10 protein-coding genes are annotated in these 10,309 nt (G+C 70.4%); 6 read left to right on the forward strand and 4 right to left on the reverse strand.

The features are described 5' to 3' along the window. Positions 1-38 precede the first annotated feature (38 nt). Positions 39-785, reverse strand: a complete 747-nt coding sequence (locus tag DEJ17_RS15705) for a phosphoglyceromutase (RefSeq protein ID WP_071244006.1) — start codon at positions 783-785, stop codon at positions 39-41. Between the two features lie 44 nt (positions 786-829). Between DEJ17_RS15705 and DEJ17_RS15710 the strand changes: the two genes are divergently transcribed. After that, positions 830-1,603, forward strand: coding sequence for a class I SAM-dependent methyltransferase (locus DEJ17_RS15710; RefSeq protein WP_110895112.1), 774 nt, complete (start codon positions 830-832; stop codon positions 1,601-1,603). Positions 1,604-1,699: 96 nt separating this feature from the next. On the opposite strand, the gene DEJ17_RS15715 is transcribed toward DEJ17_RS15710, so the two are convergent. The 3 genes from DEJ17_RS15715 to DEJ17_RS15725 all read right to left on the reverse strand — a co-directional run bounded on the left by DEJ17_RS15715 (position 1,700) and on the right by DEJ17_RS15725 (position 3,817). Then, positions 1,700-2,797: a folate-binding protein YgfZ gene (locus tag DEJ17_RS15715; protein ID WP_110895115.1), complete on the reverse strand. Its 1,098-nt coding sequence runs from the start codon at positions 2,795-2,797 to the stop codon at positions 1,700-1,702. Then, a complete protein-coding gene (locus DEJ17_RS15720) occupies positions 2,797-3,399 on the reverse strand; it encodes an FABP family protein (RefSeq protein WP_027466617.1) in 603 nt (200 codons plus the stop codon). The genes DEJ17_RS15715 and DEJ17_RS15720 overlap by 1 nt, the downstream gene beginning before the upstream one ends. 136 nt (positions 3,400-3,535) lie before the next feature. Further along, the gene (locus tag DEJ17_RS15725; RefSeq protein WP_146238581.1) at positions 3,536-3,817 is read right to left on the reverse strand and encodes a hypothetical protein; all 282 of its coding nucleotides are present in this window, start codon (positions 3,815-3,817) and stop codon (positions 3,536-3,538) included. Positions 3,818-3,974: 157 nt separating this feature from the next. On the opposite strand from DEJ17_RS15725, the gene DEJ17_RS15730 reads away from it, so the two are divergent. The 5 genes from DEJ17_RS15730 (at position 3,975) to pstS (ending at position 10,171) form a co-directional block, all read left to right on the forward strand. Further along, positions 3,975-4,658, forward strand: a complete 684-nt coding sequence (locus DEJ17_RS15730; protein WP_017888078.1) for a response regulator transcription factor — start codon at positions 3,975-3,977, stop codon at positions 4,656-4,658. Then, on the forward strand, positions 4,658-5,482 hold the full coding sequence (gene mshD / locus DEJ17_RS15735; protein ID WP_110895117.1) for a mycothiol synthase: 825 nt from the start codon (positions 4,658-4,660) through the stop codon (positions 5,480-5,482). Before DEJ17_RS15730 ends, mshD begins: the two co-directional genes overlap by 1 nt. A gap of 92 nt (positions 5,483-5,574) precedes the next feature. Next, entirely contained in the window at positions 5,575-7,740 is a 2,166-nt protein-coding gene (locus DEJ17_RS15740; protein WP_110895119.1) for an RNA degradosome polyphosphate kinase, read from the forward strand. Further along, a complete protein-coding gene (locus DEJ17_RS15745; RefSeq protein WP_110895121.1) occupies positions 7,737-8,684 on the forward strand; it encodes an NUDIX domain-containing protein in 948 nt (315 codons plus the stop codon). The genes DEJ17_RS15740 and DEJ17_RS15745 overlap by 4 nt, the downstream gene beginning before the upstream one ends. Positions 8,685-9,064: 380 nt before the next feature. Beyond that, positions 9,065-10,171 (forward strand): phosphate ABC transporter substrate-binding protein PstS, encoded by a 1,107-nt coding sequence (pstS, locus tag DEJ17_RS15750; protein ID WP_110895123.1) that lies wholly within the window; start codon positions 9,065-9,067, stop codon positions 10,169-10,171. Positions 10,172-10,309: the final 138 nt, after the last annotated feature.

Consider the following 10,309-nt stretch of genomic DNA (forward strand, 5'->3'; position numbering starts at 1 on the left):
CCCCGTCGGGAATGCGGCCTTCGTCGTTCGCGTGGGTGCTACTTCTTGGCACCCTGGGCGGCCACGGCGGCGGCGCCGGCGGCGGCGGCTTCGGGGTCCAGGTAGTAGGCGGGCTTCGTCGGCGTGAAGTCGTCGTCGAGCTCGTACACCAGCGGGATGCCCGTCGGGATGTTCAGGCCGGCGATGTCGTCGTCGGAGATGCCGTCGAGGTGCTTCACGAGCGCACGCAGCGAGTTGCCGTGGGCCGTCACCAGCACGGTCTTGCCGGCGGCGAGGTCCTTCGTGATGTCGGACTCCCAGTACGGCAGCAGGCGGTCGATCACGAGCTTGAGCGACTCGGTGCGGGGCAGCTGGTCGCCGAGCTCGGCGTACCGGCGGTCACCGAACTGCGACCACTCGGCGTCGTCGGCGATGGGGGGCGGCGGGACGTCGAAGGAGCGGCGCCATTCCATGAACTGCTGCTCGCCGTACTCGGCCAGGGTCTGGGCCTTGTCCTTGCCCTGCAGGTCGCCGTAGTGGCGCTCGTTGAGGCGCCAGTCGCGCTTCACCGGCAGCCAGGCCAGGTCGGCCTGCAGCAGCGCGATGTCCGCCGTCTGGATCGCACGGGTCAGGAGCGAGGTGTACAGGACGTCGGGGACGATGCCGGACTCGGCGATGAGGTCGCCGGCGCGCTTCGCCTCCTTCTCGCCCAGCTCGCTGAGCCGGACGTCGACCCAACCGGTGAACAGGTTCTTCTGGTTCCAGTCACTGTTGCCGTGACGGAGCAGGACGAGCGTGGAGGTCATGCCTGCGAGTCTACCGAGCGGTACCGGCCCCGTACCCTTGACGCATGCCCATCGGGAACGTCACGCGCGGGACGACCGGGTACAACCGGCTCCGCCGCGTCGACCGGTGGATCGCGACCCTGCCGGTCCTGCGCCGGACGGACGACCCGCTCGTCGCCGACGTCGGTTACGGCGCCTCACCGACCACCACCCTCGAACTGCGCGACCGGCTGGCCGCGGTCCGTCCGGACGTCGAGGTGACCGGCATCGAGATCGAGCCCTCGCGGGTCGCGCTCGCGAACGCCGGGACGCGCGACGGTGTGACCTTCCGCCTGGGGGGCTTCGAGACGCCGACGCCCGGGCAGCGCCGGCCCGCCGTCATCCGGGCGTTCAACGTGCTGCGGCAGTACGACGAGTCCGCGGTGGTGGGCTCGTGGCGCATCATGCAGGACCGGCTGCAGCCCGGTGGTGCACTCGTCGAGGGGACCTGCAACGAGGTCGGCCGGGTGGCCTCGTGGGTGACGCTGGACGACGTCGCTCCGCAGACCTTCACGGTGTCGCTCCGGCTCGCTGACCTCGACGTGCCGAGCATCGTCGCGGAACGGCTGCCGAAGGCCCTGATCCACCGGAACGTGCCCGGCGAGCGGGTGCACGCGTTCCTGCGCGACCTCGACCTGTCGTGGGCGGTCGCCGCGCCACTCGGCACCTACGGACCCCGGCAACGGTGGATCGCCACGGTGCGCGGGATGCGTGACCGCGGCTGGCCGGTGCTGCACGGGGTGACGCGCTGGCGGCTCGGCGAGCTCAGCGTCCCGTGGTCGGCCGTCGAGCCCGCCTGACCCTGCGACGCAGAAACACCGGTGTTCACGCTCCGAACACCCGCAAACCGCGGTGCGACCGGCGAACACCGGTGTCTTGCGACCGTCAACGGGGAGCTAGGAGCGCTTGACGGCCCCGAGACGGGGCAGGCGCGGGACGTTCGCCGTCGCACCGGCCTCGGGCGGGACGATGGTCTCCTGCGCCGCGGTCACCACGACGTCGTCGGCCTCGAGCCGCAGCGTCGCGGTGGGGTCGAGGGAGCGCTTGACCACGGCGAGCCCGATCGGACCGAGCTCGTGGTGGATCGCCGAAGCAGAGAGCCGACCGACCTGCTTGTCGTCGAGCAACACCGGGGTGCCGGGTGCCGGCAGCACGCCGTCCGACCCGTCGAGGTGCAGCAGCACGGCCCGGCGCGGCGGGTGCCCGAGGTTGTGGACCTTGGCGACGGTCTCCTGCCCGCGGTAGCAGCCCTTCGACAGGTGCACGGCGGAACGGAGCCAGTCGAGCTCGTGCGGGATCGTCCGCTCGTCGACGTCGGACAGGGTCGGGCGCCACGCGGCGATCCGCAGGGCCTCGTACGCGAGCAGGCCCGCGACGGGCACGTCCGACGCGGCGATCGCGGCCGCGGTGCCGGGGGTGACCACGGCGATCCGCAACGTCCAGTCGGAGCCGGGGTGCGCCTCCGGGTCGGCGTAGCCCCACCCGCCGGGCGTGACGACGCCCCACGGGTCGACCCACTCGGCGACGGGTGGTTCCGGCAGTTCCACCGACGCGAACGGTGCGGCCTCGCCGAGCCAGCCGAGGGACACGAAGTCGGCCGAACGGTCGGCGACCTCGACCCGGAGCATGAAGCGCATCGAGTCGAGCCAGCCCGCGAGCGGTGCCGCGTCAGCGCGCTCCGTGAGCAGCCAGACCGTCGCACCGTCGTCGACGACGCGGGCCGCGTGCTCGACGCGGCCGGCCTGGTCGAGCACGAGGGTCTCGGTGCTGACGCCGGTCGGCAGGCCGGTGAGCTGCTGCGAGGTGATCGAGTTGAGCCACGACAGCCGGTCCGGCCCGGAGACCGTGACGACGCCCAGACCGAGCTCGACGACGGCGCGACCGCGGGACAGCAGGCGCTGCTCCCCGATCGGGTTGCCGAAGTGCGCGGCGACGCCGTCGGCCGCGACGCTGTCGGCCGCGACGAAACCGTCACGCGCGGCGAACACCGACATCAGTCGACCTTCGCGAGCTGCCCCGAGGCGTGCGAGGTGAGTTCGCGACCGAGCGCGGCGATGTCCCACGCCCAGAAGAGCTTGCCCTCGACCAGTCCGTACAGACGGGTCGCGGCGGAGTAGTCCTTCGCGTTCGGCGAGCGCAGCACGGCGTCGGTCGACAGGTCGATCCGACCCTTGAGGACGCGGCCGACGTAGAGCTCGTTGACGCCCGTCGGGTGGATGATCGCGGCCTCGACGTCGAAGCCGTCCGTGGTGTTGCGGAGCGCCTCGACACTCTCGACCGTGCTGAAGGGCGTGGGCCCGTCGCCCAGGAGCATCGCGGGACCGCGGTCGCCGGGCTCGGTGGGACGGTCGATCCGCCAGTAGCCCATCTCGGCGGCGAGCGGGGTGTGGTCGTCGTCGAGCAGCCAGGTGGTCGACGAGTAGTTCAGGTACGGCAGGCCGTCGTGGCTGAAGCTGACGCGCTGGCCGAACTCGTAGTTCCGGACCTCGTCGTCGTCACCGACCGGGTACTCGACCACGCCGGTGCCCTCCCACACGCCGACCAGCCACGACAGCGGGACCAGTTCGGGGGCGAGGCCCTCGGGCAGCTCGATCAACGCTGGCCCTTGAACAGCTTCACGACGACGACCACCGAGATGAACGCGATCGCGAGCGACGCCAGGCCGAGCAGGCCGACGTAGAAGAGCTCGAGCGCAAGCAGCGAATCCATGCTCGGAGTCTACGCGGCTCGGCTCAACGCGCCAGGAGCACCACCGCGGTGACGAGGACCACGACGAACGCCCCGGACGACGCGATGCTGATCCGTTCGACCAGACCGTCCTTCGTGGCGGTGATGAGCTGCAGCACGAAGCTGACCATCACGCAGGCGACGAAGACGAGCAGCAGCCAGGCGAAGGCGTCGCGCTCGGCCAGGGTCAGCACGAGCACGGCCCCGACGACCGCCAGCACCCAGACCGGCAGGACGGACGTCAGCCGCAGGCGACGCTGGTCGGTGGGGTGCACGGGCTCGGTCACGCGCTCCATCATGGCAGGGACGTGCGGAACGCACGCACCGTGCGGTGCGGTGCTCGCACCGTGCGGTGCGGGACGACGCGCAATCCGTCCGGCCGGATGAGTCCTTCCCGAGCATCACTAGGATGTCTCCACGACGTCATCCACCTCCGGAGGTCCTGTGGCACAGCTCCTGGTACTCACCTCGACCGCGCCCGGAGACGTCCTGCCGAGCCTGGGCCTCCTGAGCCACCGGATCCGCCACGTGCCGGCCGAGGCCGCACAGCTGGTCAACGCCCCGCAGAGCGACCTGATGTTCGTGGACGCCCGCACCGACCTGGTCAGCGCGAAGGCCCTGTGCAAGATCCTCGCCTCGTCGGGGTCGACCACGCCGATCGTGCTCGTCGTCACCGAGGGCGGGCTGACCGCGGTGAACAGCGACTGGAACGTCGACGACGTCGTGCTCGAGAGCGCCGGCCCGGCCGAGATCGACGCCCGGATCCGGCTGTCGGCCGGTCGTGCGGCGAAGGGCCAGACGAGCTCGAAGATCCAGGCGTCGGGCGTCGTCATCGACGAGGCCAGCTACTCCGCCAAGGTGCGTGGCCGGCCGCTCGACCTGACGTTCAAGGAGTTCGAGCTCCTGCGCTTCTTCGCCACCCACCCGTCACGCGTCTTCACCCGCGAGCAGCTGCTCAGCGAGGTCTGGGGCTACGACTACTTCGGTGGTACCCGCACGGTCGACGTGCACGTCCGACGGCTGCGGGCCAAGCTCGGCGACCTCGAGTCGCTCATCGGCACCGTCCGCAACGTCGGGTACCGCTTCAACGTCTACGACGACGAGGCCGAGCGCCTGATGGGGCAGTAGTGCTGCCCGACCTCGGCAGCTTCGTCGCCCCCGGCGAGGCTCCCCCGTTCTCCGACCAGACCCTGGTGGACGTCCGCGCGGGGCGCGCGACCGTCCTGACCGTCGACCACGGGGTCGCGGTGGTCCGTGACGGCGAGCTGGAACTCGTCGTCGCCCAGGAGGCCCGTGGCCGGGGCATCGGCACGGCCCTGGTGACGCAGGCGCTCGCGCTGGGCGGCGGAGCCGCTCCCCGGCTCGCGTGGGCGCACGGGGACCACCCGGCAGCGCGTGCGCTGGCGGAGCGGTTCGGCTGGCGTGCGGTCCGCACGCTGCTGCAGCTCCGCGCGCCCGTCGGCGACTCCGATGTCGACGTCGCCGCCGACGTCGAGCTGCCCGACGGCTACTCCCTGTCGGCGTTCCGCCCCGGCACCGACGACGAGACCGACTGGCTCGCGCTGAACGCCGCCGCCTTCGCGCACCACCCCGAGCAGGGGCGGATGACGCTCGACGACCTGCGCGCCCGCGAGGCCGACGACTGGTTCTCCGGCGACGACCTGCTGTTGCTCCGCGACGCCTCCGGGCAGCTCGCGGGCTCGTGCTGGCTCAAGGTCGAGGACGGCATCGGCGAGTTCTACGCGGTCGCCGTCCGGCCCGACCTGCAGGGGCAGCGGCTCGGTGGGGTGCTGATGCGTGCGGGCACCGCTCGGCTGCGCGGCCGCGGCCTGACCGCCGCCGCACTGTACGTCGAGGGGGACAACGAGCCGGCGCTGGCGCTGTACCGGCGCTCGGGGTTCGTGCAGCACGCGATCGACGTGCAGTACGCGGCGTCGGACGACGCGGCGTAGCGCTCCCTCCACACACGAACGGTTCACCACCGGTTTCCACAGCGTCCACCGATGCCCCTCCGACCGCAGGAGCCGGGTGGCAGGATGTGGGGATGGACACCGAACCGCAGCTCGACGGCGAATCCGTCGCACCCGACCTCGACGACTTCGACGAGGTCGTCGAGATCGAGCACGAGTCGCTGCCCACGGACCGCTACTTCGACCGCGAGCTCAGCTGGCTCCGGTTCAACCAGCGCGTGCTCGAGCTCGGTGAAGACCGCACGCAGCCCCTGCTGGAGCGGGCGAACTTCCTGGCGATCTTCGCATCCAACCTCGACGAGTTCTTCATGGTCCGGGTCGCCGGCCTGAAGCGCCGCATCGACACCGGCATCGCCGTCCCGACCAACGTCGGTCGTGCCCCCAGCGACGTCCTGCGCGACATCGCGAAGAAGGCGCACGAGCTGCAGGACCGGCACGCCCAGGCCTTCATCGGGTCGCTCAAGCCCGACCTCGACGCCGCGGGCATCCACATCGAGCACTGGTCCGACCTGGACGAAGCCGACCGGCAGCGGATGCGGGAGTACTTCAACGAGCAGATCTTCCCGGTGCTCATGCCCCTGGCCGTCGACCCGGCGCATCCGTTCCCCTACATCTCCGGGCTCTCGCTCAACCTGGCGGTTCGGGTCCGCAACCCGAAGTCGCAGCGCCAGGAGTTCGCGCGCCTCAAGGTGCCGCAGAACTTCTCCCGCTTCATCAAGCTCCCCGACGACAACTCCGGCCGGATGCGCTTCATCCCGCTCGAAGACCTCATCGCGAACCACCTCGACGACCTGTTCCCGGGGATGGAGGTCCTTGAGCACCACGTGTTCCGGGTCACCCGCAACGAGGACGTCGAGATCGAGGAGGACGAGGCCGAGAACCTCATCCAGGCCCTCGAGCGCGAGCTCCTGCGCCGCCGGTTCGGTCCGCCGATCCGTCTCGAGATCACCGAGGACATGGACCCGGTGACCCTCGACCTGCTCGTGCGTGAGCTCGACATCACCGAGGAAGAGGTCTTCCGGTTGCCGTCGCCGCTCGACCTCGGCGGACTGTTCGAGATCTCGAAGATCAACCGTCCGGACCTGCACTACCCCAAGCACGTGCCGACCACGCCGGTGCAGTTCCAGCCGGGTGAGCCGAACACGAAGCCCGACCTGTTCCGCGCGATCAAGGCGAACGACGTCCTGGTCCACCACCCCTACGAGTCCTTCGCCACGAGCGTGCAGGCGTTCCTCGAGCAGGCCGCAGCCGACCCGAACGTCCTCGCGATCAAGCAGACCCTGTACCGCACCTCCGGCGACAGCCCCATCGTCGAAGCGCTCATCGACGCCGCGGCCGCCGGCAAGCAGGTCCTCGCCCTGGTCGAGATCAAGGCCCGCTTCGACGAGCAGAACAACATCACCTGGGCCCGGAAGCTCGAGAAGGCCGGCGTCCACGTCGTCTACGGCCTGGTGGGGCTCAAGACGCACTCGAAGCTGGTGCTCGTCATCCGGCAAGAGGGCGGGACGCTCAAGCACTACAGCCACATCGGCACGGGCAACTACAACCCGAAGACCTCGCGCATCTACGAGGACATGGGGCTCTTCACCTCGGACGACACGGTGGGCAAGGACCTGACCCGCCTGTTCAACGAGCTGTCCGGCTACGCCATCGAGAAGAAGTTCAAGCGCCTGCTCGTTGCACCGCTGCACCTGCGGAAGGGCCTGCTCAAGCGCATCCAGACCGAGGCCGCGAACGCCCGTGCCGGCAAGCGCTCGGGCATCCGGATCAAGGTCAACTCGATGGTCGACGAGCAGATCATCGACGCGCTGTACCTGGCGAGCCAGGCCGGTGTGCCGGTCGACGTCTGGGTGCGCGGCATCTGCTCGCTCAAGCCGGGCATGGAAGGCGTCAGCGACACCATCCGCGTGCGGAGCATCGTCGGCCGCTACCTCGAGCACTCCCGCGCGTTCGCGTTCCACAACGACGGCGACCCGGCGGTGTTCATCGGCAGCGCAGACATGATGCACCGCAACCTCGACCGTCGCGTCGAGGCGCTCGTGCGGCTGACCGCCCCGGACCACATCAACGAGGTCCAGGAGATGTTCGACCTGGCGATGGCCGACACCGCCAGCTCGTGGCACCTGGAGTCCGACGGCGAGTGGACGCGGCACTCCACCGATGATGCGGGCCGTCCGCTCGAGGACGTGCAGAATGTGACCATGCGGAAGATCTCGGCCCGGAAGCGCTCGACTCGGTGAGCGGCGGTCCCTCGGGTCCCGTCGTCGCTGCGGGTGCGGTCGTCTGGCGCGAACAGGACGGCACGCCGCTCGTGCTGCTCATCCACCGCGACCACCACAAGGACGTCTCGCTGCCCAAGGGCAAGGTGGACCCGGGCGAGGCCGTCCCGACGACGGCCGTGCGCGAGATCGACGAGGAGACCGGGTACCGCGTCCACCTCGGCGCACCGCTCGGCACCGCCGAGTACGTGCTGCCGAACGGCCGCGACAAGGTCGTGCACTACTGGGCGGCCCGGGTCTCGGCCAAGGAGTACGCCCGCGCGGGCGCCTTCGTGCCGAACCACGAGGTCGCGGCGCTCGAGTGGGTCACCATCGACGACGCCCGCAACCGCCTGACGTACGAGCGTGACGTCGCGATCCTCGACCGGTTCGCCGAACGCGCCGCCGCCGGACAGCACCGCACGTTCGCCCTGATCACCCTGCGCCACGCGAAGACCGTGCCCGGCTCGGACTGGGACGGCCCCGATGCCACCCGTCCGCTGCTGCCCGTGGGCCGCTCGCAGGCCAAGGCCGCCGCGGCACCGGTCGCGGCGTTCGGCCCGAAGAAGATCGTGAGCAGCACGGCGGCGCGGTGCCTCGCGACCGTCGAACCGCTGTCCGCCGCGACGAAGCTCGGCGTCTCGAGCACTCCGGACCTCAGCCAGGACGCCCACGACCGCGGAGCCGCCGACGTCAAGGGCGTCGTCCGGCGCCGGCTCGACAAGGGCAAGACCGCCGTGTTGTGCTCGCACGGCCCGGTGCTGCCCGACATCATCGCCCGAATCGCCACCGCGACCGCCGACGAGTCCGGCCGGTTCGACCTGCGCCGCGCCGCGATGCTTTCGGTCGGGGACTTCTCCGTCATGCACATCGCCGGGGACACGCTCGTCGCGGTCGAGACGCACCGCAACACGATCTCGGCGTAGCCCGCCACCGGCGGACCGCAGCGCCGGCGGATCGCAGCGCCGCAGCGTCGCCGCACCGCAGCGCCGCCGGACCGCAGCGGATGCGCCCGGCACCCGACCACACGACGGGGCCGCGCCGCGCCCGGAAACGCGATCCGGGCCTCCCGACCGCTCGTCCGCGATCATGCGTGCGCATCTTCCGAACGAGCGCACAGTGCCCCCGATCCTGCTCCCTGCGGGGGTGCGGCGCACGCCGCCCCGACGTGGACAACCCCTCGTTCACCTCCCGTTCACCAGCGGGGGTGATTGCGGTCACCTCGCGTCCCTACAGTCGCTCCCGGGTCGGCACCGGCCCAGGGACCGCAGTGGTCCCACTGCATTCCATTCCCGAAGGGACCCCTGTGAACATCAAGCGAATCGGTTCGATCGCAGCAATCGCGATCGCCGGCGCAGTCGTGCTCTCCTCGTGCGCGGCGAACGAGGACGCGGGCAGCACCGAGTCCTCCTCCACCAGCGGCAGCGACTACTCGAAGCTCTCCGGCACCCTGACCGGCTCCGGCTCGTCGGCACAGCAGACCGCGCAGGCCACCTGGGCCGCCGGTTTCCAGAACGAGGCCTCGGGCGTCACCGTGAACTACACGCCGGACGGCTCCGGCGCCGGTCGCGAGAACTTCATGTCGGGTGCCGCCGACTTCGCCGGCTCCGACGCCGCGCTGAAGGACGAGGAGCTCTCGGGCACCTTCGAGTCCTGCAAGGCGGACACCAAGGGCATCGACATCCCCGTCTACATCTCCCCGATCGCCATCGCGTACAAGGTCGACGGCGTCAGCGACCTGACCCTCGACGCGAAGACCATCGCGGGCATCTTCTCGGGCAAGATCACCAAGTGGGACGACTCGCAGATCGCCGACCTGAACAAGGACGCGAAGCTGCCGGACTCGAACATCACGGTCGTGCACCGCTCCGACGACTCGGGCACCACGCAGAACTTCTCGGAGTACGTCTCCGCGAACGCTGGCGACGTCTGGACCGAAGAGCCCAGCCAGACCTTCCCGTACTCGGTCGGTGACAGCGCGAAGGGCACCTCGGGTGTCGCCTCCGCGATGGGCAACGCCACCGACGCCATCACCTACATCGACGACTCCGGTGCCGGTGACCTCGACCGCGCGAAGCTGATGGTCGGCGACAAGGCGACCGAGATCTCGGCCGACGGTGCCGCGCAGGTCGTCGCCGACTCGGAGATCGCGACCGGCCGTGAGGACAACGACCTCGCGATCGACATCGACCGCAAGGACACCGCTGACGGTGCCTGGCCGCTGGTCCTCGTCTCCTACGCCATCGCGTGCCAGGAGTACAAGGACGCCGACAAGGCCGAGCTCGTGAAGGGCTACCTCGACTACGTCGTCTCGAGCGCCGCTCAGGACGCCGCTGCCAAGGAGGCCAAGTCGGCCGCCCTCTCCTCCGACCTCGCGTCGAAGGCCAAGGACGCGGTCGCGTCCATCAAGTAGGGCCCCCTGAGCGCCCGGACGCCGGTCCCACCCACCTGACCGGCGTCCGGGCCCTCGCCCGTCCGGGCGCCCGGACGAGCAGCAAGTCCGGGCACCCGGACGAGCAGCAAGTCCGGGCCCTGTCTCTTATACACATCT

The organism is Curtobacterium sp. MCSS17_011, from assembly GCF_003224275.1.
Classification (GTDB): domain Bacteria; phylum Actinomycetota; class Actinomycetes; order Actinomycetales; family Microbacteriaceae; genus Curtobacterium.